At 68.4% G+C, this 25762-nt stretch carries 22 protein-coding genes and 1 tRNA gene; 7 read left to right on the forward strand and 16 right to left on the reverse strand.

The genetic code is table 11. The features are described from left to right. Positions 1-262: 262 nt before the first annotated feature. Together DKM19_RS41430 and DKM19_RS41435 are read left to right on the forward strand one after the other, a co-directional pair. Entirely contained in the window at positions 263-583 is a 321-nt protein-coding gene (locus DKM19_RS41430; protein ID WP_110703724.1) for a hypothetical protein, read from the forward strand. A gap of 52 nt (positions 584-635) precedes the next feature. Next, entirely contained in the window at positions 636-1061 is a 426-nt protein-coding gene (locus tag DKM19_RS41435) for a hypothetical protein (RefSeq protein ID WP_110703726.1), read from the forward strand. 70 nt (positions 1062-1131) lie between these two features. Here the strand turns inward: DKM19_RS41435 and DKM19_RS41440 are convergent, their stop codons facing one another. Continuing rightward, entirely contained in the window at positions 1132-2271 is a 1140-nt protein-coding gene (locus tag DKM19_RS41440) for a cystathionine gamma-synthase (protein WP_110706356.1), read from the reverse strand. A gap of 294 nt (positions 2272-2565) precedes the next feature. Here DKM19_RS41440 and DKM19_RS41445 point away from each other — a divergent pair, with 294 nt between their 5' ends. Then, a complete protein-coding gene (locus tag DKM19_RS41445; protein WP_110703728.1) occupies positions 2566-3804 on the forward strand; it encodes a sensor histidine kinase in 1239 nt (412 codons plus the stop codon). Here DKM19_RS41445 and DKM19_RS41450 read toward each other — a convergent pair. Further along, entirely contained in the window at positions 3801-5171 is a 1371-nt protein-coding gene (locus DKM19_RS41450; RefSeq protein WP_110706357.1) for a cystathionine beta-synthase, read from the reverse strand. The genes DKM19_RS41445 and DKM19_RS41450 overlap by 4 nt on opposite strands. Positions 5172-5307: 136 nt before the next feature. Here DKM19_RS41450 and DKM19_RS41455 point away from each other — a divergent pair, with 136 nt between their 5' ends. The 3 genes from DKM19_RS41455 (at position 5308) to DKM19_RS41465 (ending at position 9072) form a co-directional block, all read left to right on the forward strand. Further along, positions 5308-6282 carry an SGNH/GDSL hydrolase family protein gene (locus DKM19_RS41455; RefSeq protein WP_110703730.1) on the forward strand — a complete coding sequence of 325 codons (975 nt, stop codon included), beginning with the start codon at positions 5308-5310 and terminating at the stop codon, positions 6280-6282. Between the two features lie 57 nt (positions 6283-6339). Then, positions 6340-7692: a PQQ-binding-like beta-propeller repeat protein gene (locus DKM19_RS41460; protein WP_239513875.1), complete on the forward strand. Its 1353-nt coding sequence runs from the start codon at positions 6340-6342 to the stop codon at positions 7690-7692. Between the two features lie 159 nt (positions 7693-7851). Beyond that, a complete protein-coding gene (locus DKM19_RS41465) occupies positions 7852-9072 on the forward strand; it encodes an acetyl-CoA C-acetyltransferase (protein ID WP_110703734.1) in 1221 nt (406 codons plus the stop codon). Here DKM19_RS41465 and DKM19_RS41470 read toward each other — a convergent pair whose 3' ends face one another. The 11 genes from DKM19_RS41470 to eno all read right to left on the reverse strand — a co-directional run bounded on the left by DKM19_RS41470 (position 9073) and on the right by eno (position 19592). After that, entirely contained in the window at positions 9073-9600 is a 528-nt protein-coding gene (locus DKM19_RS41470) for a PPOX class F420-dependent oxidoreductase (protein WP_239513876.1), read from the reverse strand. It lies immediately after the preceding gene. After that, positions 9575-9796: a DUF4287 domain-containing protein gene (locus DKM19_RS41475; protein WP_089211026.1), complete on the reverse strand. Its 222-nt coding sequence runs from the start codon at positions 9794-9796 to the stop codon at positions 9575-9577. Before DKM19_RS41475 ends, DKM19_RS41470 begins: the two co-directional genes overlap by 26 nt. A gap of 191 nt (positions 9797-9987) precedes the next feature. Then, a complete protein-coding gene (locus DKM19_RS41480) occupies positions 9988-10764 on the reverse strand; it encodes a Bax inhibitor-1/YccA family protein (RefSeq protein WP_110703736.1) in 777 nt (258 codons plus the stop codon). An 808-nt stretch (positions 10765-11572) separates the two neighbouring features. Next, a tRNA-Leu gene (locus tag DKM19_RS41485) sits at positions 11573-11645 on the reverse strand. Between the two features lie 491 nt (positions 11646-12136). Next, a complete protein-coding gene (locus DKM19_RS41490; protein WP_110703738.1) occupies positions 12137-13453 on the reverse strand; it encodes an NAD(P)/FAD-dependent oxidoreductase in 1317 nt (438 codons plus the stop codon). A gap of 170 nt (positions 13454-13623) precedes the next feature. Beyond that, a complete protein-coding gene (locus DKM19_RS41495; RefSeq protein WP_110703740.1) occupies positions 13624-14421 on the reverse strand; it encodes a uracil-DNA glycosylase in 798 nt (265 codons plus the stop codon). Between the two features lie 217 nt (positions 14422-14638). Beyond that, positions 14639-15730 (reverse strand): hypothetical protein, encoded by a 1092-nt coding sequence (locus tag DKM19_RS41500; RefSeq protein WP_162642148.1) that lies wholly within the window; start codon positions 15728-15730, stop codon positions 14639-14641. Positions 15731-15952: 222 nt separating this feature from the next. After that, positions 15953-16912 (reverse strand): Ppx/GppA phosphatase family protein, encoded by a 960-nt coding sequence (locus DKM19_RS41505; RefSeq protein WP_110703744.1) that lies wholly within the window; start codon positions 16910-16912, stop codon positions 15953-15955. Between the two features lie 187 nt (positions 16913-17099). Next, complete coding sequence (locus DKM19_RS41510) at positions 17100-17672, reverse strand: DUF501 domain-containing protein (RefSeq protein WP_110703746.1); 573 nt, start codon at positions 17670-17672, stop codon at positions 17100-17102. A 40-nt stretch (positions 17673-17712) separates the two neighbouring features. Beyond that, a complete protein-coding gene (locus DKM19_RS41515; RefSeq protein ID WP_089210973.1) occupies positions 17713-18120 on the reverse strand; it encodes a septum formation initiator family protein in 408 nt (135 codons plus the stop codon). Positions 18121-18314: 194 nt separating this feature from the next. After that, entirely contained in the window at positions 18315-19592 is a 1278-nt protein-coding gene (gene eno, locus DKM19_RS41520; RefSeq protein WP_089210972.1) for a phosphopyruvate hydratase, read from the reverse strand. Positions 19593-19808: 216 nt separating this feature from the next. Between eno and DKM19_RS41525 the strand changes: the two genes are divergently transcribed. Further along, the gene (locus DKM19_RS41525) at positions 19809-20390 is read left to right on the forward strand and encodes a hypothetical protein (RefSeq protein WP_162642150.1); all 582 of its coding nucleotides are present in this window, start codon (positions 19809-19811) and stop codon (positions 20388-20390) included. Between the two features lie 57 nt (positions 20391-20447). Here DKM19_RS41525 and DKM19_RS41530 read toward each other — a convergent pair whose 3' ends face one another. Genes DKM19_RS41530 through mfd form a run of 3 tightly spaced genes read right to left on the reverse strand, consistent with a single transcriptional unit; the run spans position 20448 to position 25596 of the window. Further along, positions 20448-21392 carry a MazG family protein gene (locus DKM19_RS41530; protein ID WP_110703752.1) on the reverse strand — a complete coding sequence of 315 codons (945 nt, stop codon included), beginning with the start codon at positions 21390-21392 and terminating at the stop codon, positions 20448-20450. 10 nt (positions 21393-21402) lie between these two features. Then, positions 21403-22038 carry a SurA N-terminal domain-containing protein gene (locus DKM19_RS41535; protein ID WP_162642152.1) on the reverse strand — a complete coding sequence of 212 codons (636 nt, stop codon included), beginning with the start codon at positions 22036-22038 and terminating at the stop codon, positions 21403-21405. A 27-nt stretch (positions 22039-22065) separates the two neighbouring features. Then, on the reverse strand, positions 22066-25596 hold the full coding sequence (mfd, locus tag DKM19_RS41540; RefSeq protein ID WP_110703756.1) for a transcription-repair coupling factor: 3531 nt from the start codon (positions 25594-25596) through the stop codon (positions 22066-22068). Positions 25597-25762: the final 166 nt, after the last annotated feature.

Consider the following 25762-nt stretch of genomic DNA (forward strand, 5'->3'; position numbering starts at 1 on the left):
CGTTCACCGCCGCCCGTCGCCCACCATGGGACGGCTTTTGTTGGCCGAATCGTGACCTGATCTCGACAACTTCTCCGCCATCGACTTCGTCTCTCCAGTAATGGCATTTGCCATTGCGGAACGGGAGGAAGTGGGTCTGATGGTCGCGGGGATTCTCGTGGCGTTGATGCTCATCACCTGCGTTGGTTTCGAGTTATGCATGGCTCCGCGCGGCCGCGACGAGCAGGACGTCAACGAAGGGGAGTAACGCAGCACTGGCTTGATGCACGGCGATATCCGGGAAATGCTTATTCAAGTCGCCCCGGAGGACATCATGTGGATAGCGATCGCGGTAACGGGCGCAATCATCATCGTCTGTTTTCTGATCGTCCTCGTGGTCGTCGTGATCAGCATTCATGTCGAGGACAACCGCGCGACGATCACCAGTCGCGCACCGGGGGCGGCCGCCGCGCGAACGCGCAGGGTGCTGGGGCTGAAAGTCGACCACAGCGCCTGCCGGAAAGTGGCGAATCCGGAGCATGCGTGTCCGCTGTGCCGCCGTGGCCTTCAAAGGATCATTCAGGAAGACGCCGCCGGGCAATGACGCTTGCGCGAGCCGTACCCAAGGGAGATCACCGGGGACTAATGTCTGGCGCATGACGAACCTGCTGCTCTGGCTACACCTCGGTTTTGCGATCTTCGCCCTCGGGCCGGTCACCGCCGCCACCATGTCGACCCCCCGATTCATCCGCGCCAAGGACCTGAACGTCCTGCGTTATCTGCACAAGACCACGCGCATATATGCCATTGCGGCCGTCGGCGTATTCGTGTTCGGGGTGCTGCTGGGACGCGACTACCTCGGCAAGCCTTATCTTTCGGTCTCGATGACGCTCTTCGTCGTCGCCGCGGTGCTCCTGGTCATCGTGGACCGGGACCAGATCACCGCCATCCGGGTCCTCGGCAACGAGAACCCGGATGACGACGCCAAGGTTCAGACCGGGCGGATCGCCACGCTCTCCAGCATCGTCACACTGATCTGGTTGATCATTCTGGTTCTGATGGTCTGGGGGAGCCCGGCCTGAGGCACCGCACCCGTTCCGGTGCGGAGCCTCCGTCCGCGCCCGGTCTTCCGAACCGGAGCGTCAACCGGCCCTAGCCCAGCGCCTGGCTGAGGTCGGCGAGCAGGTCGTCGATCGTCTCGATGCCGACCGACAGGCGGACCAGATCGCCGGGGACCTCCAGCGGCGAGCCCGCCACGGAGGCGTGGGTCATCCGGCCGGGGTGCTCGATCAGCGACTCCACCCCGCCGAGCGACTCGGCCAGCGTGAACAGCCTGGTCCGGTTGCAGAGCTCGACCGCCTCGGCCTCTCCCCCGGCGACCCGGAAGGAGACCATGCCTCCGAAACGCTTCATCTGCTTGGCCGCCACCTCGTGACCGGGGTGCTCGGCCAGCCCCGGGTAGAGCACCGAGGTCACCTTGGGGTGGGCGAGCAGCAGGTCCACGACCCGCTCGGCGTTGTCGCAGTGACGGTCCATCCGCACCCCGAGCGTCTTGAGACCCCGCAACGTCAGCCAGGCGTCGAACGGCCCGGCCACCGCGCCCATCGCGTTCTGGTGGAAGGCGAGCTCCTCGCCGAGACCGGCGTCACGCGCGACAAGCGCCCCGCCGACCACGTCGGAGTGGCCGCCCACATATTTGGTGGTGGAGTGCACCACGATGTCCGCGCCCAGCGCCAGCGGCTGCTGGAGGTACGGCGAGGCAAACGTGTTGTCCACCACCAGCAGCGCGCCGTTGTCGTGCGCGAGCTCGGCCAGGGCCGTGATGTCGGAGATGCCGAGCAGCGGGTTGGTGGGGGTCTCCACCCACACGACCCTGGTCTTCTGGGTCATGGCGGCCGCCACCGCGCGCAGGTTGCCCAGCGGCGCCGGGTCGTAGCGCAGGCCCCAGCGCTCGTGGACCTTGGAGAACAAGCGGTAGGTGCCACCGTAGGCGTCGTTCGGGATGATGGCGTGGTCGCCGGGCTTGCAGATCGTACGGAGCACGGCGTCCTCGGCGGCCAGCCCCGAGGCGAAGGCCAGACCCCGGCTGCCGCCCTCGACGGCGGCCATGGCCTCTTCCAACCCGGTCCTGGTCGGGTTGGCCGACCGGCTGTACTCATATCCGGAGCGCAGTCCGCCCACGCCGTCCTGCTTGTATGTGGAGACCGCGTAGATCGGCGGCACGACGGCCCCTGTGTGGGGGTCGGGCTCCTGACCTGCGTGAATGGCCAATGTCTCGAATCCTTCACTCATGAGGTCCACGTTACCGGGACGCGGGCCGGCCCTCGGGCTTTCACCCTGGAGGGTGAGAGGCCGCGCGGGAGCGCCCTCTGAGGCGTCGTCGCGCCCCGGGCGAGACTCCGTGGAGCGAGAGGGTCACGCGGAGTGCGCATCACCCATCGCCGGGCAGATGTTCCAAAACCAAGCGGTCGATGAGATCGTGCGGCGATTTTTTCGCCCGCAGGGGACGGGGATTGACTCAAATGCGGACATATCCACCGAACGGTCGATACAACATGTCGGCCGTTCGGCCTAGGCTCAACGGCCGTGGGGAAAACGCACCGGATCGTCCGCTGGGCCCAGAGGCTCAGCGAGATCGCGATGGTCGGCTGGCTCCTGTTGCTGCTCCTGCTCGACCTCGTGATGGCGGCGACGAGCGGTTCTGCGCCGCTGTGGCCGAACGTCGCGTGCGGCGTCGTCGGCGTTCTGGCGGTGCTGTGGCGCCGGACCCAGCGGGTCAGAGGGTTCGCCGTCCTGCTCGCGCTCTCCTTCGCCTGCTCCCTGATCATCGGAATCATCGGGGTCACCGGCAGGCCGGGCCTGGCCGAGACGGGGTCGCTGCTGATCCTCACCGTCGGCGGGCTGCGCTGGATGGAGCCGATCAGACGGGGCGCGCTGTTCTCCCTGGCCTCGGTGATCGTGCTGGAGGCCTCCGCGGGGCGTCTGCTCGAGGACGCCCCCTCCGTGGCCGTCGGTTTCTCCATCTTCGTCACCTGGTCCGCCGCCGCCGGGATCGGCGCCTACCTCCGTTTCCAGCTGGAGCGCCGCAAGGAGGCCGTGCACTCGGTACGGCGCGCCGAACGCCTGGAGCTCGCCAGGGAGCTGCACGACCTCGTCGCCCACCACATCACCGGGATCGTGGTCCAGGCACAGGCGGCCAAGGTCGTCGCCGAGCAGAGACCGGAGGCGGTGGTCCCCTCCCTGGAGGCGATCGCCAACGCCGGATCCGAGGCGCTCACCTCGATGCGCCGCCTGGTCGGCGTGCTGCGAGCGGAGGACGAGGCCGCCCGCTCCCCCGGCAGCACGTTCATGGACATGCGCACGATGGTGGAGCGCTTCTCCGCCGGAGGTCCCAAGGTCGCCTTCGACATCGGCCAGGGCCTCACCGACGGCACCCTGCCGCCGGAGGTGATGACCACCGTCCACCGGGTCCTGCAGGAGTCCCTCACCAACGTCCGCCGGCACGCCCCCGGCACCGGCTGGGTCGAGGCGGACCTGAGGCTGACGGACGGCTCGGACATGCGGGCCTGGGCCGAAGGCATGCGCGCGAACGGCCGGCAGGAGCCCCGTGGCCAGCGAGGCTCCTCGGCGATCACGGCCACGGTGCGGCTGCGGGTCCGTAACCACGGCTCGGCGGCCGACATCAGGGTCTCGCGCCTGGGGGGCGGATTCGGCCTGGTGGGCATGGCCGAGCGCGTCGAAGCGCTCGGCGGCCGCCTCACCGCCGGCCCCGTCCCCCCGGGGGCCTGGGAGGTGACGGCGGAGTTTCCGCTCAGGGACTCCTAGTGGTTGACCAGGAAGGCCAGCAGGTCCTGGCGGGTGAGCAGACCGACGGGCTTGCCGTCGTCGAGGACGACCGCGGCGTCGGCCTTCTCCAGCGCCTCGACCGCGGTGGCGACCGTCTCGCCCGCGCCGATCGTCGGCAGCGGCTGGGACATGTGCTCGGCCAGCGGGTCGGTCGGCCGTACCCGGCCGCGGTAGAGGGCGTCGAGCAGATCGCGTTCCAGGATCGAGCCGACCACCTCGGCGGCCATCACCGGCGGCTCCTCCTTCATCACCGGAAGCTGCGACACGCCGTACTCCCGCATGATGGAGATCGCCACCTCCACCGACTCGTGCGGGTGGGTGTGCACGAACTCCGGCAGTCCGGAACCCTTGCGGCTCAGCACGTCCTTGACCAGTCCCTCGTCGGTGGAGGTGGTCAGGAAGCCGTAGTCGGCCATCCACTCGTCGTTGAAGATCTTCGACAGGTATCCCCGTCCGCCGTCCGGCAGCAGCACCACCACCACGTCGTCAGGGCCGGCCTGCCTGGCCACGCGCAGGGCCGCGACCGTGGCCATGCCGCAGGAACCGCCCACGAGCAGGGCCTCCTCGCGGGCCAGGCGGCGGGTCATCCCGAAGGAGTCCCTGTCGGAGACCGCGATGATCTCGTCGCAGACCGTGGTGTCGTACGTGGCCGGCCAGATGTCCTCGCCGACGCCCTCCACCAGGTACGGGCGGCCGGTGCCGCCGGAGTAGACCGAACCCTCCGGGTCGGCCCCGATGATCTTCACTCGGCCGCCGGAGACCTCCTTGAGGTAGCGTCCGACGCCGCTGATCGTGCCGCCGGTGCCGACACCCGCCACGAAGTGGGTGATCCGCCCCTCGGTCTGCTCCCAGATCTCCGGGCCGGTGGAATGGTAGTGACTGTCCGGATTGTTTGGGTTGGAATACTGGTCGGGCTTCCAGGCGTTCGGCGTCTCCCTGGCCAGCCGGTCGGAGACGGAGTAATAGGAGTCCGGATGGTCGGGCGAGACGGCCGTCGGGCAGACCACGACCTCGGCGCCGTAGGCCCTGAGCACGGCGACCTTGTCCTGGGCCACCTTGTCGGGCACCACGAACAGGCACTTGTAGCCGCGCTGCTGGGCCACGATCGCCAGGCCGACACCGGTGTTTCCCGAGGTGGGCTCCACGATCGTGCCCCCCGGAAGCAGCGCGCCCGACTTCTCGGCCGCATCGATCATGCGCACCGCGATCCGGTCCTTCACCGAACCGCCGGGATTGAAATATTCGACCTTGGCCAGCACCTGGGCCGGCAACCCCGCCGTCACCTTCTGCAATCGGACGAGAGGGGTGTTACCCATCAGCTCAACCAGCGAGTCATAAACGCGCACCGCGATGATCACCTCGAAATACCAAAGCTCTGTCAGCTTGTTTTGTGGAACGCCGTGATCCCATAGGGGTGGCGGGTACTCAGCTAGCTTTCTAGGACAACGCTACCGCCGCACCGTGTAAGGGAGGCAACGCCACGTGATCTGGACTCCCGGGGTCGCACGGGCGGCACGGCGCATCGCGGCGGCCGCGGCCGTGGGCGGGGGCGGACTCACCGCGCTGGGCGCGGCGACCTACGGGTTGCTGTTCGCCGAGGGCGTGCTGGCCCGCCGCATCGTCGGCCGGCCTCACGGCATGGAGGGTCCCCCGTCGGACGGGGTCTACGGGGACTTCGACGGCGAGCCGATCCGGATGGTCATGCTCGGCGACTCCCTCTCCGTGGGACTGGGCACCACGGATCCGGCCGAGACCCCGGGCGTGCTGATCGCCTCCGGGCTGGCGATCATCGCCGAGAGGCCGGTGCGGCTGACCGTGGCCGGCAAATCGGGGGCGGTCTCCGCCGAACTCGGCGACCAGGTGGATCAGGCGCTCAGGAGCCGGCCCGAGGTCGCGATCATCTTCATCGGCGCCAACGACGTCACCACGCAGACGATGCCCGCGCGGGCCGTACGGCACCTGCAGAAGGCGGTGTGGCGGCTGCGGGTGGCGGGGGCCGAGGTGATCGTGGGAACCTGCCCCGACCTGGGCACGGTCCGGCCGATCGCGCAGCCGCTGCGCTGGGTGACCCGGCGCTGGAGCCGCCAGCTGGCCGCGGCGCAGACCGTCGCCGTGGTCGAGGCGGGCGGGCGGACGGTGGCCTTCGCGGACCTGCTGGGGCCGGAGTTCGACACGAACCCGACGGAGATGTTCGGCCTTGATCGTTTCCACCCATCCGCTCAAGGCTATCTACAGGTTGCTTACGCAGTGCTACCTTCTGTATGCACTGCGTTGGAGCTGTGGCCCGAGCCCCAGCCTCGGCGCAGTGAGCCGATCTACCTCGCGGCAGCCATGGCCGCGGAGGAGCCCGGGGCCGAGGTCTCCGCAACCCGCGTCGCCGGTCGAGCAACCGGGGTCCACGGACGGTGGGCGACCCTGCTCCGCCGGAGGCCAGTGGTGATGCCTGACGACGCCTGAGCATGGTCACCCTCCGCGGCGAAGTCATAACCCCTCGCCCATTGGAGTGGAATACCCGTGATCCGGCCCCACGCGAAACTGGCTCTGGTGCTCGCCGGAGTCCTGACCCTGGCCGGTTGTTCCGGCGGTAAAGCCAGTGAAGCGGCCACACCGGCCTATCCCGCCTGGCACAACACCGAGATGAACGCGGTCAGCCGTACCACCGTCGCCGGCGGTGTCGCCACGACGACCTCGATGAAGCCCGACGGCACCCTGGAGACGGTGGCCGTAGACCTCGCCTCGGGCAAAAAACTGTGGGCCCATCCCACGACCATGGCGGGCCGCCTGCCGGGGATGGGGGTGCCCGCTCCGGCGATCGTCGAGACCGGCAGGGGCCAGGCCGTCACGGTGACGGTCGGTCCCGCGAAAAAGGGCCGATGGAAGGCCACGCTCGTCGGCCTCGACGCCAGGACCGGGACGCGCAGGTGGACCCGCCCGGTGCACTCCACGTTCGGCCCCCAGAAGTGCGGGCCGTACGTGTGCGTGTCGGAGAACACCGCGCTCACCACCGCCCGGGTCGTCGTACTCAACCCCGTCACCGGCAAGGTGATGTGGAAGCTGCCCGGAATCGCCGAGGTCGAGTGGTCCGACGCCTCCCGGGCGGTGTTCCTCCGGCTCGCCCAGCACCCCGTCCTGGAGTCGTACGACCTGAAGACGGGGAAGGTCGGCTGGCAGCTCCCCATCGAGCGGGCACTGGGCATGGGGGTGGACATGTCGGGCGGCTGGTCGTTCGGCGCGACGACCGGCAACCTCGTCGGCTACATCGCCCCGTACACCAACCCCAAGACGAAGAAGGTCTCCGCCTTCGGCATGTTCTCCGCCAAGCTCTCCGACGGCACGGTCAACTGGATCCGTCCCTCGGTGGTGCGGGTCTATCCCAGCGGCAGCCCCGGCTTCGCGCCGGTGGTCCGCCCGGTCGACCAGCAGGGCCAGTACGGCGGATTCGCCCGGCTGGACGCCGAAAACGGCCGGGTCCTCGGCCAGATCCCGGTGGCCCAGGTTCCCAGCGCGGGATGGTGGCTGTCCTTCCCCTCCCGGATGGAGAAGATCGGTTTCCTGCGGCACGACAAGCCGGGCAACTCCTTCGACCTGGCCACCGGTCAGGCCGCCGAGGTCAAGAACGAGCGCGGCTGGTCCTTCTGCGTCACCGACCCCAAACCCCTCCCGCTCAAGAACCAGAACCCCGGCTTCTACTCCGTGGCCTCGCTGTGCGAGTTCAAGCTGGCCGACGGCAAGCGGGTGGCGGGCTCGGGCATCCCGCCCGTCTGGTTCACCGGCAGCCAGGACGGCTGGCGGACATGGCGTGACGAGAAGGGCGGACTGCGCGCGATCAAGGACGGCTCCGGCCCCACTCCCGGCATGTACGGCTGAGCCCCGCGTCGTGTCCTCGTGACAGGGGTCCCACCTCAGGGTGGGACCTCTGTGCATGCCGTACAAAGTTCTGTTTCATCGTCCCCGGGGCGTGGCTTCCGGCATACCGCGCGGTACGCTCCGCAGGAGGAGCGAGTATCGAGAACCCAGGAGAGCCACATGCCCGAGGCAGTCATCGTCGCAACCGCGCGCTCGCCGATCGGACGCGCCTTCAAGGGGTCCCTCAAGGACATCCGTCCCGACGACCTGACCGTACAGATGATCCAGGCCGCGCTGGCCAAGGTCCCCCAGCTCGACCCGACCACCATCGACGACCTGATGCTGGGCTGTGGCCTGCCGGGCGGTGAGCAGGGCTACAACATGGGCCGCGTGGTCGCCACCCTGCTCGGCCTGGACACCGTGCCCGGAACGACCGTGACGCGCTACTGCTCGTCCTCCCTGCAGACCACCCGGATGGCCCTGCACGCGATCAGGGCGGGCGAGGGAGACGTGTTCGTCTCGGCGGGTGTGGAGTGCGTCTCCCGCTTCGCCAAGGGAAGCTCGGACGCGTGGCCCGACACCCGAAACGAGCTGTTCGGCGGCGCTCACGACCGTTCGACCAGGGCCGCCGAGGGCGGAGGCGGAGTCTGGCACGACCCGCGCGAGGATGGCGAGCTGCCCGACGTCTACGTCGCGATGGGTCAGACGGCCGAAAACCTCGCCGGGCTGAAGGGCGTCTCCCGCCAGGAGCAGGACGAGTTCGGCGTCCGCTCCCAGAACCTGGCGGAGAAGGCCATCGCCAACGGCTTCTGGGAGAAGGACATCACCCCGGTGACCCTGCCCGACGGGACCGTGGTCAGCAAGGACGACGGCCCCAGGGCCGGAACCACCTACGAGGCGATCTCCCAGCTCAAGCCGGTCTTCCGCCCCGACGGCACGGTCACCGCGGGCAACTGCTGCCCGCTGAACGACGGCGCCGCCGCGGTGATCGTGATGAGCGACATCAGGGCCGCCGAGCTCGGCATCACCCCGCTCGCCCGGATCGTCTCCACCGGCGTGACCGGCCTGTCCCCCGAGATCATGGGCCTGGGCCCGGTCGAGGCCTCAAAGCAGGCCCTGGCAAGGGCGGGCATGTCCATCGGCGACGTGGACCTCGTCGAGATCAACGAGGCCTTCGCCGCCCAGGTCATCCCGTCCTACCAGGACCTCGGCATCGACCTCGACCGGCTCAACGTCAACGGCGGCGCCATCGCGGTGGGCCACCCCTTCGGCATGACCGGCGCCCGGATCACCTCCACGCTGATCAACAGCCTCGCCTTCCGCGACAAGTCGATCGGGCTGGAGACCATGTGCGTGGGCGGCGGCCAGGGCATGGCCATGGTCCTGGAGCGCCTCAGCTGATCAGCCGTGAACGTCAGGGCCCGCGCGGGTGATCCCGATCCTCAGGATCACCCGCCGTTCCCGCTCCATGCTCGCCCGATAGTCGTCCCAGTCCGGATGCTCGCCGGAGATGTCGCGGTAGTAGCCCACCAGGGTCTCCATAGCCTCGGGCAGCGGAACGATCTCCGCGGTGCCCTCGACCTGGATCCACGAGCCGAAGAAGGCGTCGGTCATCACGCAGAGCGTCACCTTGGGGTTCTCGCGAAGGTTGCGGACCTTCGCGGCGGTCTCCCTGGTGCTGACGATCGCGTTTCCCTCGGCGTCCAGTCCCACCACGACCGGCGACATCTGTGGTCGCCCGTCGGCGTGCGAGGTCAGCATCACCGCCCGGTGGTTGTCACGAATGAAGTCACGTGCCTTGTCGAGATCCATGAGCCCATCATGCTCGATCATGCCCGCGCACAGGAAAACCCGCGCCACCTGAGCGGTGACGCGGGCCTCACAGAGATAGGCGGTGTGAAACTCAGCGGGTACGGCGGCGCCGCTCATGCTCCTGCACGATGGCGGCGGCATAGCCGTGGGTCAGCCCGTGCTCGTCGGCGAGCCAGTTGGCGCGCTCTTCACAACGAAGGAAAGCCGGGCCGTTGTCGATTGCTTGGAACCACTCTGGGAGTGCGCGTCCTGTGATGACAGAGACCCTTGCGATCAGCTTGCTCTGCGTCTCCAGTGAGTGGTTCAACGACATGGGCACCTCCACGGATAGGCTCCTTTGCTCGACAGTGCATCACGAATCCCCAGATGGCAAGCCCTTACACCTGGCCTTCGATGTCACTTCGTCGATCACCGGTTGCCCTGCGTTCACCTGAGCGCCCGCCGGACAGAGAAAAAACCCCGCCGAAGTCGCTCCGGCGGGGTCCTTCTGCTCGCGATGAGTTTCTAATCTCGGAGGTAGCTCAGCAGGCGCAGGATCTCCAGGTAGATCCAGACCAGGGTGACCGTCAGGCCGAAGGCCATCAGCCAGGAGTACTTCTCCGGGGCACCGGCCTTCACACCCTGCTCGATCTCGTTGAAGTCGAGCATCAGGAAGAAGCAGCCGATCAGGATCGCCGCGATGCTGAACACGTAGGCCAGCGGGCCGCCCGACCGGATGCCGATGCCGTCCTCGATGAAGAAGCCGGCGACCAGGTTGATCAGCACGAGGCCCATCAGGCCCAGACCCGCGGCCACGACGAATTTCGTGAACTTCGGCGTGACCCGGATGATGCGCAGTGCGTACACGGTCAGCATGGCGCCGAACGCGAGAGCCGTGCCCACAACCGCCTGGAAGACGATGCCGCTGTACAGATCGTTGTACATGTGGCTGACCACGCCGATGGCCACGCCGTAGGCGACCGAGTAGCCGAGGATCAGCACCGGGTTCGTGCTCTGCTTGAACGAGACGATCAGGCCGAGAATCAGGCCGACGACCACGCCGATCAGCAGCGCGACCGTACCGAGGTTGAGTGCCCAGGCCACCGCCGCCGAGACGGCCAGCGTGCCCAGCGTGATGAACCCGCGCACGACCACGTCGTCGATCGTCATCGTCCGCTGCGCGGGGGGCGCGTACGACGGCGAGTTGTACATGCCCTGAAGCTGTTCAGCTGTCGGAGTCGGCGTCCCCCAGGCCTGCTGGCCATTGGACTGCCGACTGAAAATCGGGTTCTTACTCTCCATCGGTGCCTCCACGCTGCGACCTACGCGATCAGCGTATTAGATCGGTTGTCACATGGCCGTATCGTGCTGATATCCATGGTGTTCAAGTTGCCGTACGGCTCCCGCCGATGTGCCCAACGAATGGCCCACAGGTCTGGTTCCCGGTTTCACGGCGCTCTATCGAGGGCTCGCGGAAAAGGCGCCGGGACGCCTCGCCGCGTGCGCCACCCGCACCCGCGCTGACCGAGCCCCTCCTCACGGGCCCTTGAGCCGTGGGAACCCCGGGCCTCGTGCCCCGGAGCGGCGTCACCGGCGGCGATCGCCCGCCCCGACGCGACCGGGCACCCGCCGCTCGGGCGCGTCGCCCCCGAGCGTCGGCTCGGGACCCGCCTCTTCCTTCACGGTTACTATTTTATACCGGAGACCCGTTGAATCCCAGGTCCGATGGGAAATCTGTTCGCCGGCCATACTCTCACCGGCCGGGAGCGCATTCATAAAGAATGGAATGGGGAATCCCGGAACAGCCGGGCCGGCCTCTGCTTGAGTGTCTGTTTCCTCCGCCCGCAGTATCTTCGCGTCAACGCCTAACGCCGCTGGAACGTGACATCACGGTCACCTAAACCTTCGGAGAAGGGAAGCCGAGGGCCGAGTCAGCCGGGGGCGCACAGACTGTTAGCCGCTTGTAATAAAGTCGAGTCCACATTCGGCGCGGAGCTCTTCCTGCGGGTCATCGACCGCCATCGGCCGCGATGGGCGGCCGGATGGCGAGATGAGGTCGTTGAACAGCGTTTCCGCAGGTCAACGACCTCATCTCGGAAGTAACAGCAAGTGCCCCCGGAGGGACTCGAACCCTCACTCGAACCCTTTTAAGGGGTTTGCCTCTGCCTTTGGGCTACGGGGGCGCCGTAATCATACGGAACCGACCACTCATACGTAACTGTTCAAGCCATCCGTCACACGACTCCCTGCTCTAAACGACGGATCGTCCAGGCTCCTGGTACTGGATCCAGGAATAGCACACTGCCAAGGTGATCCAGCTGATGCTGGATGGGTCGGGCTTCGAAGGCTGCGACGAGCCGGCCGCATGACCGCATGGCCGGCGGCGGCCCGGGCGTCCGGGTCTTCAGGAAGGGCCTGGGCGTGCCGGGGCGGGCTCGGGAGTGCCGAGCCCGGCGTCGACGGATTCACCGCCATGCCGCATCCGAGATCGCGGCGGAGATCGGCTCCTGCGATCTCGGTGGCCGTTCCAGGCCTGTCGGCCCCTGGCGCGGCCGTCACGGGCAGACGCCCACGACCCCCTCCCGGCCGGAGCCGGCTTTCAAGGGAAGGTCGTGAGAATCAGCGACGTACCCGGACGGGAACCCGGCAACCATCTATTTCGGGGATCGAGAACTCAGCTCGTCGTCGCGGCGCGGAACTCGTTGTGCGGCGCCTCGAGCTCTCCGAGCGACACGGTCTCCCGCTTGAAGAAAAGCGCCAGGGTCCAGTCGGCCATGACACGGACCTTGCGATTGAAGGTAGGCACTCGCGACAGATGGTAGGTGCGGTGCATGAACCATGCGGGAACTCCGCGGAGCTTGATCCCATAGACGTTGGCGACGCCCTTGTGGAGGCCGAGACCGGCGACCGATCCGACATACTTGTGCCGGTAGTCGACCAGCTTCTTCCCGTGCAGTTGACGGGTGATGTTGTCGGCGAGGACCTTGGCCTGCCGTACGGCGTGCTGGGCGTTGGGCGCGCAGTACTGACCGGGGCTCGTCACGTCGGGCACGCCGGCCACGTCTCCGGCGGAGAAGGCGTCCTTGACCCCGACCACCGTCAGAGCGGCTGTCGCCTTGATCCGGCCGCGCTCGTCCAGGGGCAGGTCACCGGCGTTGACCACCGGGCTGGGCTTCACCCCGGCGGTCCACACGATGGTGGCCGACTGGAACTCGTCACCGTCGGAGAGCTTGACCAGACCGCCCACGCACGAGTCCAGGCGGGTGTTCATCTTGACCTCGATGCCGCGCTCGCGGAGCTGCTCGGCGGTCCACTTGCCCATCTCCGGGCCGACCTCGGGAAGGATGCGGTCGGTGGCCTCGACGAGGACCCAGCGCATGTCCTTGCGCGAGACGTTGCGGTAGTAACGGGCGGCGTCGACCGCCATGTCCTCCAGCTCGGCGAGCGCCTCGATACCGGCGAAACCGCCGCCGACCACGACGAACGTCAGCGCCCGCTGCCGCAGCTCCGCGTCCTCGTCACTCTCGGCCCGGTCGAGGAGCTCCAGCACCCGGTTGCGCAGCGCGATCGCCTCGCCGACCGTCTTGAAGCCGATGGCGGCGTCGGCGAGACCGGGGATGGGAAGCGTGCGGGAGATCGAACCGGCGGCCATGACCACGATGTCGTAGCCGATCTCGTGGGGGGTGCCGACGTTCGGCGCGAAAGTGACGGACTTGGCCGCGTGGTTGACCTTGGAGACCTTGCCGTTGAGGATCGTCGCCGCGCGCAGCACGCGGCGGAGCGGCACCACCACGTGCCGGGGCGAGAGGTTCCCGGCGGCGGCCTCGGGGAGGAAGGGCTGGTAGGTCATGTGGGATTCGGGGGTAAGGACAGTGATCCGCACGCTGCCCTCGCGCAGCTCCTTGCGGAGCGTGTGCTGCAGGCGCAGCACGGTGTAGAGGCCGACGTATCCTCCGCCGACGACTACGATGTGCTTCGAGTTGGGGTTCACTACGACGCCATCCTTAGGTTTGAGGCTTGTGAAACCTTTCACAAGCATACGTCCCCCTCGGCGATCGCGCCATGTCCGGGTCAGCTAATTTGTTCGATGGTTCCCCAAACCGGGATAAAACGCCCTTCTTGCCGTGAAATTTTTGCTGATTTTCTCTTGGTGAGCGGGGCTCACGCGCCACGGAGGGCGTTCGCCCTGGTGAAGAGCCGGTCAAGCATCTCGGTGGTCACCCGGCCCGTGAAGGTGTTCTGCTGGCTCGGGTGGTAGCAGCCGAGGAGGTGCACCGGACGTCCGTGATGGGAGATCTCCACCTCGGCCCCGTGGCCGAAGGCCGGCCTCGGACGCGGCAGGACGTATCCGGCGTCCTTCAGCGCGGGCCAGATCGCCTGCCAGGCGAAGCCTCCCAGGGCGACCACCACCCGTACGCTGCCGGCGACCAGCGCGACCTCCCTGGCCAGCCAGGGGAAGCAGGCGGCTCGTTCCGACGGCTCAGGCTTGTTGGCCGGCGGGGCGCATCGGACCGCCGCCACCATGCGTGCGCCGATGAGCCTCTGCCCGTCGCCGGCCCGGACGCTGGTCTCCTGCGCGGCCAGGCCCGTGCGGTGGAGCGAGGCGAACAGCCAGTCCCCGCTGCGATCCCCGGTGAAGACGCGCCCGGTGCGGTTGCCCCCGTGCGCCGCCGGGGCAAGCCCGACGATGAGCACCTCCGGTTTCTCCTCGCCCCACCCGGCGATGGGCCGCCCCCAGTAGGTCTCCTCGGCGAACGCCCGTCTCTTGACCGTCGCGACCTCCTCCCGCCACTCCACCAGGCGCGGGCAGGCCCGGCAGACGGACTGCGCGGCCGTGAGCTCCGCGAGGGTACGGCTCGCACTCGCCAGCTCCCGCACCTCGGCGGGATCGTGGGCGACGGGGGTGTCCGGCTGGGCGGGATCATCGGGCCAGCCGGATCCGGGAGGAACATGGGTCATGCCCTCGATGGTGCCCGATCCGGAAGACCACCTGCTCCGAGGCCGTACGGTCCGCGGGTCCTGGGCTGGACGCGCATCCTCGGCGGTGAGCGGAAACCCGGGCTGAGCGGGGCTGCGAGGACCAAGCGGAGAGCCGGGCCCGAACAGGGCCGGAGAAGCGAAAAAGCGGCGCCCGCTGGATGCGGGCGCCGCCTGTTCTCACTTCAGATGGAACTCACTACCAGTTGTTGCCAGGCGTGAGCGACGCGGCCGGCTCCGGGGTCTGAACCGGAAGCGGCTTCGGGGTCGGGGTCGGGGTCGCGCTCTTGCAGATGACCTTGGTCTCCGCGGTGGCGCTGGTCGGACCGTTGTAGACCTCGATGGAACGCTTGGCCTCGCCAGAGGCCGAGGTGCTCCAGGAGTCGCTCACGGTACGGCTCTGCGAGCCGTAACCGCTGAAGTGGATGCTCTCCCAGCCACCCGCGACACCGTTACGGATCCAGCGGTACTTCACGTCACCGCGGTGCGAGGCGCTGATCGTACCGGTGAAGGTACGGGCGACCGGGCAGGAACCGTAGTAGGTGCTCGGAGCGCTGATGGAGACCGAGACCCGCGGGGACGGGTTCCAGTCCCTGCAGTCGATCTTGAAGTAGTCGCGGCTGGACGAGGGTCCACCCACGATCTTCAGGACAGCCCAGCCCCTGAAGTCGTCGTGCGTCCGGATCACGTGAGCGACCCTGCGCGAGCCCTTGACGTAGACAGCGTCACTGTCGACGACGCGGCCGTTGACGATCCACTGGTAGCGCACCCAGCGAGAGCCGGAGATGCTGATGCGACCGTTCAGGGTCGCCCGGCAGTTGTCCTCGTCGACCCACACCTGAGCGCTGCTCTTGTGGGGCGGGTTGAGGACGGTCCAGTCGTTGCCACAGGAGACCGAGAAGTACTTCTTCCCGGAGGTGGCGGCACGCGGCGACAGGACCTGGATGGCCTGCCAGCCCTTGGTGTCGCGCTTGAAGGTGCCGGTCTCCTTGACGGTGACGCTCTTGGTGCCCTTGCCCTTCAGGGCGAAGGACTTGACGCTGCTCTTGGAGCCGTCGCCGCGCAGCCACCGGTAGGTGACCTTGGTCTTGCTGGCGACCGTCTTCACCTTGACGCTGGTGGAGAAGGTCACTTTGACGGGACAGGCACCCTTGTACTTCGTGACAGAGGCACTGGGGGTGTTGGCCCAGACCGCGGGCCTCGTCGTGGAGGCAGACGCCGCCGTCTGGGTCGACCCACTGGCCGCCGCTGCGGGCGTGGCCAGCAAGCCGGTTGCCATCGTCGCCAGCATGGCCGCGCCGGCTCCTACTGCGGCTAGCCTGCGTGCTAGTCCGGAATTCATGAGGGGATGCTCCGTTTCGTTTGGAAGCAAAATGTGCTTCGAAGACGGTTGCCGCCCCGGCACCAGCTGTGCCCGGGTCCCACGGCAAAGTCTCACTAAAGCATGTTTACTTAACCATAAAACAGAAGCGGTCCTCAATACTCCCCAAATACGTGAATTGTCCAGATATCATTAAGATTCGGTGACAGACCAGGCGATTCCGTCCAGAATGTCGTGTTCGCTGACGACCACCTCGGTGAAGCCGTACCTCTCGACGATCCGATCCAGGATGAGCGCCCCCACCCCGATCACGTCGACCCGGCCGGGATGCATGACGGGAATGGCGGCCCGCTCCTGGGTGGTCATAGCCAACAAACGCACAGAAATCCCATGTGTCTGATTTGCCGTAATTCGCGAATGGTGAATTCTCGCCGGATCGTATTCGGGCAGCTCAAGTGCCATTCCCGCGACGGTGGTGACGGAGCCCGCGAGTCCGACCAACGTCAGCGCCCGCTCCACCGGCACCTCCGCCGCGACCCGGTCGAGCGCGTCGTCGATGTCGGCGACCACGGCCTCCACCGCCTCGGCCCTCGGCGGGTTGCCCGCCTCGCGCAGATGCCGCTCGGTCAGCCGGACGCACCCGATGTCCACCGACAGCGCGGCCTCCACGTGCGTCGAACCGACCACGAACTCGGTCGAGCCGCCGCCGATGTCGACCACGAGGTACGGCGGGCGGGTGCCGTCGGGAGTGGGCAGACCGGTTTCGGGCGAGAGGCGCGTCAGATCGCGGGTGGCACCGGTGAAGGACAGCTCCGCCTCCTCGGCGCCCGTGATCACCTCGGGATCCACCCCGAAGATCTCACGTACGCCGTCCACGAAGTCCTGCCGGTTGACGGCGTCGCGGGTCGCGCTGGTGGCCACCACCCGGACCGCTGAGGCCTCATGCTGGGCGATGAGCTTCGCGTAGCCGCGCATGGCGGTGAACGTGCGATCCAGAGCCTCCGGCGCCAGCCTGCCGGTCTTGTCCACCCCCTGGCCCAGCCGGACGATCTCCATGCGCCGTTCGACGTCGGTCAGGGTGTCTCCGTCGATGTCCGCGATGAGCAGGCGGACGGAGTTGGTGCCACAGTCGATCGCGGCGACACGGGTCACTTGGTCTCCCCCTTGGGCTTCGGTGCTCACGGTCGTGATCGGTTCCGGTCCTCTTCGATGATCGGGTCCGGCCCTCTTCGACGCCTGGTCTCAGTCTGGGTGTTCGATCTCGGCGCTCGGTTCCGGTCCTCTTCGGTGATCGGGCCCGGCCCTCTTCGACGCCTGGTCTCAGTCTGGATACTCGATCTCAGTGCTCGGTTCCGGTCCTCGCCGGCCGGAGCGGCTCCGCGTTCGCACCGCCGCCCCCTGCCCCGGCCGCTTCCCCGGCCTTGCAGCACGACCCCGTCGCCCACCACTCGCCGAGCGCGTCGAGGGCCTCGCGGCCGAAGGGGTTGCTCCCCGGCACCGCGAGTTCGTGACCGACCAGGGCGTGCAGGCACTTGACCCGATTGGGCATGCCCCCGGTGCTCTGCATATCCCTGGGCAGCGGCTCCAGCCCACCATCGGCCGCGGCCTCGTCGCGGCGCGCGATGTAGTCGGTGTGGGCGGCCAGGTAGGCCTCCGCCAGGGCGGGATCCTCGGCGAGCCTGGCCTGCATGCTCCGCATCATCCCGGAGGTCTCGAGCGTTCCGATGGCCGAGGCGGCCTTCGGGCAGGTCAGGTAGAAAAGCGTCGGAAACGGCGACCCGTCGGGCAGCCGCGGCGCGGTCTCCACCACGTCCGGCAGCCCGCACGGGCAGCGGTGCGCCACCGCCCGCAGTCCTCGTGGCGCCCGGCCGAGCTGCCGCTCCACCGCGGCCACGTCGCGATCATCGATCATTCGTGACACCCCCTGAAAGACGACATCCAGGTTATCCGTGTCACCCCGCGGCCTTGGCCGCCTTGGTGCCCTTCCCCGTGTCCGCCGCCTCGACCGACTCCCAGAGCGTCTGGTACCACGGTGGCCTCACGGCCTTCTTCTCCCCCGCCGTGCCCTTGCCCGGTGAGGGCTGCTCGCCCATGACGACGTAGCACTTCTGTCCGGGGTCGCAGTAGAACAGCCGCTCCCTGGCCTGCCGCTTGATGTAACCGGGGTCCTGGAGCTGCTTTCTGCGGTCATCCAGATCCTTGATCGCGGCGAGCTCCCTGGCCTTCTCCTGCTGAAGCTGGGCGATGGTGCGACGCTGGGCGACATACTCCCTGATCGGGTAGGCGAGGCTCATCGCGATCGCACACACCACGACCGCGAGGACCGCGGCCCGTCCCGTCAGCTGCGGTCGTTTCGCCATATGCCCCTCTTCCGTCCATGCTCTCCCCCGCGTCGCCGTGCCGCGCACGACGGCTCGGGCACCGGCTGGACCGGTCGCCCACCTCGCTCCGCGACGCGGCGCCGGCGGACCGGCAACCTACCTCGCGACACGGCCGGCGACCTTCCTCGCCGTACGGTTTGCGCCCGGATAAGGGCGCAAACCGTAGGACGAAGCTACCGCTGGAAGCGCGGGAACGCCGCGCGACCCGCGTAACGGGCGGCGTCGTCGAGGAGTTCCTCGATACGGAGCAGCTGGTTGTACTTGGCCACGCGGTCGGAGCGGGCAGGCGCACCGGTCTTGATCTGGCCGCAGTTGGTGGCCACGGCGAGGTCGGCGATCGTGGTGTCCTCGGTCTCACCGGAACGGTGGCTCATCATGCAGCGGTAACCGTTGCGATGGGCCAGGTCCACCGCGTCGAGGGTCTCGGTCAGGGTGCCGATCTGGTTGACCTTGACCAGCAGCGCGTTGGCGGTGCCCTCGGCGATGCCGCGGGCCAGGCGCTCGGGGTTGGTCACGAACAGATCGTCGCCGACCAGCTGGACCTTGTCGCCGAGTGCCTTGGTGATGGCGTTCCAGCCCTCCCAGTCGCTCTCGTCCAGCGGGTCCTCGATGGAGACCAGCGGGTAGTTCGCGACCAGGTCCTCGTAGAAGGAGATCAGCTCGGCGGAGGACACGCCCTTGCCGTCGATGGTGTAGACGCCGTCCGAGTGGAACTCCGAGGCCGCCACGTCGAGCGCCAGCCCGATGTCCTCGCCGGCCACGTAGCCGGCCCTCTCGATGGCGACCAGGATCAGGTCCAGCGCGTCGCGGTTGGAGGGCAGGCTCGGGGCGAAGCCGCCCTCGTCGCCCAGCCCCGTGGAGTAGCCCTTCTCCTTCAGCACGGCCTTGAGCGTGTGGTAGACCTCGGTCCCCATCCGCACGGCCTCGCGGAACGTCTCGGCCCCGATCGGGGCGATCATGAACTCCTGGATGTCGACGTTGCTGTCGGCGTGCGCGCCACCGTTGAGGATGTTCATCATCGGGACGGGCAGCACGTGCGCGTTCGGCCCGCCGAGGTAACGGAACAGCGGCAGCTCGGCGCTGTCGGCGGCGGCCTTGGCCACCGCCAGGGAGACACCTAGAATGGCGTTGGCGCCCAGCTTGGCCTTGTTCGGCGTGCCGTCCAGGTCGATCATGACCTGGTCGATGCTGCGCTGCTCGGTGGCGTCGAAGCCGAGGATCTCGTCGGCGATCTCGTCGGTCACACCGAGAACGGCCTTCTCGACCCCCTTGCCGCCGTAGCGCTCATCGCCGTCACGCAACTCGACGGCCTCGAACTGGCCGGTGGACGCACCACTCGGAACCGCGGCACGCCCCTGGCTGCCGTCGTCCAGGAGGATGTCGACCTCGACCGTCGGGTTGCCCCGGGAGTCAAGGATCTCGCGGGCGGTAACGCCCTCGATGGAAGCCACGAAGCGCTCCTAAAGTCGCAGGACAGTTTGCCTCAGAAGCTTACCGAGGCCTACTAACCGGTACGGTGGCCGCCATCGGGGCGGGGAGCGAACTCCCGGTGTCCGGCGGCCCCGAAGGCGGCGGCGCCGGAGGCCGAGCAGCCGCACCCGGTCCGCCGGGCGGCCCCGAGCGCGCCTTTTACACGGGCCTTACCGGCGGTGGATCATCGTCCGATCATGTCCATCGGCGTAGGTACCGCGGGGAGGCGGGCACGCCCCGCGCCCAGGACGGCGCTGCTGCTCATGGCCCATCTGCCGTTGACCGGCGTGAACGTCACAGTGCTCACCTTCGTCGCGATCGACCAGGCTCTACGGCTCGCCGCTGAGACGATGCGGACGAGCGACAAGGACGAGTACACGAACATGGGCACGGGCGAGTTCTACATGGGCCAGGCCGCCGGGACCGCGTGGACGTACGCCATGCTCCTTGCCGTCGCCGGAGCCATCGCCCTGGTGATGACCTGGATCGCCCGGCGTCACGGGGTCACCGCCCCCCTACGGGCCGGGCTGGTGGTTTTCGCGATTCCCTTCCTGTTCCTGCTGCTGGTGGTGACGCTGGGCATGCCCTTCTGGCTCAGCGGGGCCAACGGCGAGCCCGTTCCCAAGGTGCTCGGGGACGGGCCGCCCTGGTATCTGACCGCGATCACCACCCAGACCTCCCTCGCGGCCGTGGCGTACATCGCCGGCGCGGTGCTGATGCTCAGGGGCGGGGGCGTGCGACGGCCCGGTCACCAGGCCGCGGGGCCGGCCCGCCGGTGAGATCGGTCCGGTTCCGTAGACGAGCCGTGACGGCTTGGACGCGGTCGCGGCTCCCCGTCACGACTCCCGGTCGCGGACCCGGTCGCGGTAGACGCGGGCGACGGCGCGCAGCTCGGCCTCCGGGTCGAGGCCGGCCGCGTGCGCCTGCCGTACGAGCTCGAAGAGCCGCGCCCCGAGTCCCTCCGCGGGAAGCTCGGAGGGCAGCTCGGCGGGGGCTCCCACGCGCTCGGCACGCCGCAGCAGCTGGGCGGCGAGGGAGAGGGCGGGCTGGCCCATCGGGACGCCGTCCACGACCGAGCCCGAGTCGCCGCCGTTCTTGGCCGCGCGCTCGGCCGCCTTGATGGTCTCCCAGTTGTCGCTGACCTCCTCCGCACCGTCGACCTTGGTCTCGGCGAACACGTGCGGATGACGGCGGACGAGCTTGGAGACGATCGCGTCGGCCACGTCGTCGATGTCGAAGCCGTCGGGGCGCTCATGGGCGACCCGCGCGTGGAAGGCCACCTGGAGAAGCAGGTCGCCCAGCTCCTCCCGCAGGGCGGCGTGATCGCCCTCCTCGATGGTCTCCAGAACCTCGTAGGCCTCTTCGAGGAGGTACGGCGCCAGCGACTCGTGGGTCTGCTCGGCGTCCCACGGGCAGTTCACCCTGAGCCGGTCCATCACCGAGACCAGGTCGAGCAGCCGCGCCCCCGGCAGGTCGTAGGAGCCGGGCACGACCTCGATCACCGGCGGATCGTCGAGCGCCACCGCGGCGTAGCCGATGGAGCGCATCATCGCCTCGTCGGCCTCCAGCCACACGACCGTCCCGGCCTGGGCCTCACGGACCAGCGCGGCCGGGTCCGGCGTCACCACCTCCACCCTCACCCCGGCCTCCGCGAGGTAGGGCAGAAGCGGATGATCGACGGCCCCGGTGCGCACGGGACCGTCCTCGAGGACCTGCCACGCGTGACGGCTGAGCAGCCCCGGGGCGACCCGGGGCGAGGTGGTGACGACGATCAGCGGCATGTCCCCGAGGCTACTGCTGCGGAGGAGCGGCAGGAGGAGCGGCGGGCACCGCGCCGAAGCGGGCGCTCTCGACGAAGAGGTTCGGCTGCTGCTCGCTCCGCTGCTCGTTGATGGTGCCGTAGCGCGGGTTCCAGGTGATCGGCACGGACTGCAGATCCTTGATCACCTGAGCCTGGCCCTTCTGGATGGCGGCCTCGTCGGTGCCGCCGCCGTACTTGGCCATGAGCTTGGTGATCAGCAGGCTGGCCCGGGTGAACTCGCGTACCTTCGAGGGCGCCACCGCCTGCTGGAGCATCTGCTGCTCATACCCGGCCGCCCCGCCTTCGCCGCTCGAGATCACCTGATCGATCTCGGCCTCGGTGACCGTGACGCCCTTGCTCTCGGCGACCTTCGCACGCTGCGCGGAGGTGGCGAGCTGGAAGAGCACGACCTGCGGGACGCTGCCCGGGAACTGCAACTGGGAGGCGGAGACATTGGCCTTGGCCAGCGCGGCCTCGTACTCCCGCACGTTTTTGTCCAGCTCGCCGGCGCTGATCCGATCCTTACCCACGATGGCGGCGGCGCCGGCCTGCGACGGAGAGCAGGCGGTCAGCGCGACACCCGCGGCGGCGACCGCCAAGATGACACGAACTCGAGTCGACTTCACATGCGTTCCCTTCACGACAAACGTCGCTTACTTTACCGGCATGCTCTCGAGGAACATGGCCTCGACCAGATCGCCACACCACTTGAGCAGATCCAGGTCGCGCAGCGGCTGTCCGCCGAGCGGCCTGGTCTTGGGTACCGGCACCAGCAAGGTACCGGCTGCCTGCTTCAGCAGTGCTTTCGGGTACAGCCGTTCGAGCCTGACCTGCTGGGAGTCCCTGAGCGCCACCGGAGCGAACCTGACGTGCTGGCCCTGCAGGGTGACGTCGGTGAGCCCGCCCCTGCGGGCACGGATCCGGAAGCGGGCGACCTCCAGGAGGTTCTCCACCTCCTGCGGCGGCTTGCCGTACCGGTCGACGAGCTCCTCGCGCACCGCGGCGACATCGGCGTCGGAGCCGATCCCGGCGATCCGCCTGTAGGCCTCCAGGCGCAGTCGCTCGGAGGTCACGTACTCGTGCGGGATGTGGGCGTTGATCGGCAGCTCGACCTTGACGTCCGGCCGCTCCTCCTCCTGGTCCTCGCCCGACAGCTTTGCCTTCTGCTCCTGTACGGCCTCCGCCATCATGCGCACGTAGAGGTCGAAGCCGACGCCCGCGATGAAGCCCGACTGCTCGGCGCCCAGGATGTTGCCCGCGCCGCGGATCTCCAGGTCCTTCATCGCCACGTACATGCCCGCGCCCATCTCGGTGTGCTGCGAGATGGTGGCCAGACGCTCGTGGGCGGTCTCGGTGAGCGGCTTCTCCGGCGGGTACAGGAAGTAGGCGTAGCCGCGCTCGCGCCCCCGGCCGACCCGGCCGCGGAGCTGGTGGAGCTGGGAGAGCCCGTAGTTGTCGGCCCGGTCCACGATCAGGGTGTTGGCGTTGGGCACGTCCAGCCCGGATTCGACGATCGTGGTGCAGACGAGCACGTCGAAGTCGCGCTCCCAGAAGCCCACCATGATCCTCTCAAGCTGATGCTCCTGCATCTGGCCGTGCGCGACGGCGATCCTGGCCTCGGGCACGAGCTCGTGCAGCATGGCCGCGACCTTGTTGATGCTCGCGACGCGGTTGTGGACGAAGAAGGTCTGGCCGTCGCGCATCAGCTCGCGCCGGATCGCGGCGCCGATCTGCTTCTCGTCGTAGGGGCCGACGAAAGTGAGGATCGGGTGCCGCTCCTCCGGCGGGGTGAGGATCGTGGACATCTCGCGGATGCCGGTGAGGCCCATCTCCAGCGTGCGGGGGATCGGCGTCGCCGACATGGCCAGCACGTCGACCTGCGTCCGCAGGTGCTTCATGGCCTCCTTGTGCTCGACGCCGAACCGCTGCTCCTCGTCGATGATGATCAGGCCGAGCTGCTTGAACCTGATCTCCGGCGAGAACAGCCGGTGCGTGCCGATCACCACGTCCACCGAGCCCTCGGTGAGACCCAGCATGGTCTCCTTGACCTCGCCGTCGCTCTGGAACCGCGACATGGGCCTGACGTTCAGCGGGAACCCGGAGAACCGCTCGGCGAAGGTGGACATGTGCTGCTGGACCAGCAGCGTGGTGGGCACCAGCACGGCCACCTGCTTGCCGTCCTGCACGGCCTTGAACGCCGCCCGCACCGCGATCTCGGTCTTGCCGTAGCCGACGTCGCCGCAGATCAGCCGGTCCATCGGGATCGGGCGCTCCATGTCGCGCTTGACCTCGTCGATGGCCTCCAGCTGGTCGCCGGTCTCGGCGTAGGGGAAGGCGTCCTCCATCTCCCGCTGCCACGGCGTGTCCGGCGCGAACGCGTGCCCCGGCGAGGCCATCCGCGCGGAGTAGAGGCGGATCAGCTCCCCGGCGATCTCCTTGACCGCCTTCTTCGCCTTGGTCTTGGCCTTGGCCCAGTCGCCGCCGCCCATCCGGTTGAGCGTGGGCGACTCGCCGCCGACGTAGCGGGTCACCTCGTCGAGCTGGTCGGTCGGCACGTAGAGCCGGTCGCCCTTGGCGTACTCGATCACGAGGTATTCGCGGGTGGCGCCCTGCACGGTCCGCTGCACCATCTCGACGTAGCGGCCCACGCCGTGCTGCTCGTGCACCACGTGGTCGCCGACCTTGAGCTGGAGCGGGTCGACCATGTTGCGGCGCCGCGACGGCAGCCGCCGCATGTCCTTGGTGGACGCCTTCTGCCCGACCAGGTCGAGGTGGGTCAGCACGGCCAGCTGCGGGGTGACGAAGCCGTGCTCGACCAGACCGGTGGTGACGTGGACGACCCTGGACTCCGGAGCCCGGTCGAGGCCCCTCTCCAGCCGCGCGGGCAGGTCCACGCCCTTGAGCAGCTCGACCATCCGCTCCGCGGGACCGTGGCCCTCGCTGAGCAGGACGACGACCTTGTCGTCGGCCAGCCAGCCCTTGATGTCGGTCAGCGCCCGCTCGGTGTCTCCCCGGTAGGCCTCCGACTCCTGTGCCTCCAGGAGCAGCCCCCCACCGAGGTCGTCGCCGCCGAACGGCGCGATCGACCACCAGGGCTGGCCGAGCTCGCGCGCGTGGTCGCGGATGTCCTCCAGCGTGCGGAACGCCGCCGCTCCCAGGTCGATCGGTGCCTCTCCCCCGGACGCGGCGTTGATCCAGGACGCCTCCAGGAACTCCTGGCTGGTCCGCACGAGCTCGTCGGCGCGGCTGCGGATGCGCTCCGGGTCGCACACGAACACCGCCGCCTGCCCCGGCAGGTGATCGATCAGCAGGTCCATCTCCCCGGAGAGCACCGGCGCGAACGCCTCCATGCCCTCCATCGGAACGCCCTCGGCCAGCTGCTCCAGGATCTCGGCCAGCGAAGGGTGCTCCTCGGCGAGCTCCCGCGCCCGCTGCCTCACCTCGTCCGTCAGCAGCATCTCCCGGCAGGGAGCGGCGAACAGGCCGTCCTCCGCCACCTCCAGCGACCGCTGGTCGGCGACCTTGAACCAGCGGATCTCCTCGACGGTGTCGCCCCAGAACTCCAGCCGCAGCGGGTGCTCCTCGGTCGGCGGGAAGACGTCCAGCAGACCGCCTCTGACGGCCACCTCACCGCGCTTCTCCACCATGTCGACCCGGTGGTAGCCGTTCTCCACAAGCCTGTGGACGACGCCTTCGAGGTCGATGTCGTCGCCGGCGCGCAGCCGTACCGGCTGGAGGTCGCCCAGACCGCGCACGATCGGCTGGAGCAGCGCCCTGATCGGCGCGACGATCACGTGCAGCGGCCCCGCCGAGAGGTCTCCCTCGATCGGGTGGGCCAGCCTGCGCAGTACGGCGAGGCGCTGGCCGACGGTGTCGCTGCGCGGCGACAGGCGCTCGTGAGGCAGCGTCTCCCAGGCGGGGAAGACCGCGACCGCGTTCTCGTCCAGGAGGCTGGTGAGCGCCGAGGCGAGGTCCTCGGCCTCGCGCCCGGTGGCGGTCACCGCGAGCACGGTCCGCGCCGTCCCCTTGGCGCCCTCTCTGGCCAGCGCGGCCACGGCGAAGGGACGCAGCGCGGGCGGCGCGATCAGCGCGACGTCGGAGGAGTCACCCCCGCGCACGTCCTCGAGGACGCCAGCCAGTTTCGATTCCCCAACGACAAGGTCCAGCAGTCCGGAAAGGCTCATCAGATTCGCCCACAGCCCCACGACGGCAACACGACAGGCCCCGGCCGGAAAGGGCACGGGGGTACCGCCCAAGGTTACTTGCACTGGCGCTCTCACCCGTAAGGAGCCGGAAATGCACTACTAATCGTGAGTGATTGACTACTCTCGGTGGCATGTCTGAGGTGAG

This window comes from Streptosporangium sp. 'caverna' (genome assembly GCF_003203775.1).
GTDB lineage: Bacteria > Actinomycetota > Actinomycetes > Streptosporangiales > Streptosporangiaceae > Streptosporangium > Streptosporangium subroseum.

What these genes read in the sequence shown, in the direction of transcription:
- DKM19_RS41430 (WP_110703724.1), top strand. Translation starts at nt 263, where the DNA reads ATGCACGGCGATATCCGGGAAATGCTTATTCAAGTCGCCCCGGAGGAC.
- DKM19_RS41435 (WP_110703726.1), top strand. Translation starts at nt 636, where the DNA reads ATGACGAACCTGCTGCTCTGGCTACACCTCGGTTTTGCGATCTTCGCC.
- DKM19_RS41440 (WP_110706356.1), bottom strand. Translation starts at nt 2,271, where the DNA reads ATGAGTGAAGGATTCGAGACATTGGCCATTCACGCAGGTCAGGAGCCC.
- DKM19_RS41465 (WP_110703734.1), top strand. Translation starts at nt 7,852, where the DNA reads ATGCCCGAGGCAGTCATCGTCGCAACCGCGCGCTCGCCGATCGGACGC.
- DKM19_RS41470 (WP_239513876.1), bottom strand. Translation starts at nt 9,600, where the DNA reads ATGAGCGGCGCCGCCGTACCCGCTGAGTTTCACACCGCCTATCTCTGT.
- DKM19_RS41475 (WP_089211026.1), bottom strand. Translation starts at nt 9,796, where the DNA reads ATGTCGTTGAACCACTCACTGGAGACGCAGAGCAAGCTGATCGCAAGG.
- DKM19_RS41480 (WP_110703736.1), bottom strand. Translation starts at nt 10,764, where the DNA reads ATGGAGAGTAAGAACCCGATTTTCAGTCGGCAGTCCAATGGCCAGCAG.
- DKM19_RS41495 (WP_110703740.1), bottom strand. Translation starts at nt 14,421, where the DNA reads ATGACCCATGTTCCTCCCGGATCCGGCTGGCCCGATGATCCCGCCCAG.
- DKM19_RS41500 (WP_162642148.1), bottom strand. Translation starts at nt 15,730, where the DNA reads ATGCTGGCGACGATGGCAACCGGCTTGCTGGCCACGCCCGCAGCGGCG.
- DKM19_RS41510 (WP_110703746.1), bottom strand. Translation starts at nt 17,672, where the DNA reads ATGATCGATGATCGCGACGTGGCCGCGGTGGAGCGGCAGCTCGGCCGG.
- DKM19_RS41515 (WP_089210973.1), bottom strand. Translation starts at nt 18,120, where the DNA reads ATGGCGAAACGACCGCAGCTGACGGGACGGGCCGCGGTCCTCGCGGTC.
- DKM19_RS41525 (WP_162642150.1), top strand. Translation starts at nt 19,809, where the DNA reads ATGTCCATCGGCGTAGGTACCGCGGGGAGGCGGGCACGCCCCGCGCCC.
- DKM19_RS41530 (WP_110703752.1), bottom strand. Translation starts at nt 21,392, where the DNA reads ATGCCGCTGATCGTCGTCACCACCTCGCCCCGGGTCGCCCCGGGGCTG.
- mfd (WP_110703756.1), bottom strand. Translation starts at nt 25,596, where the DNA reads ATGAGCCTTTCCGGACTGCTGGACCTTGTCGTTGGGGAATCGAAACTG.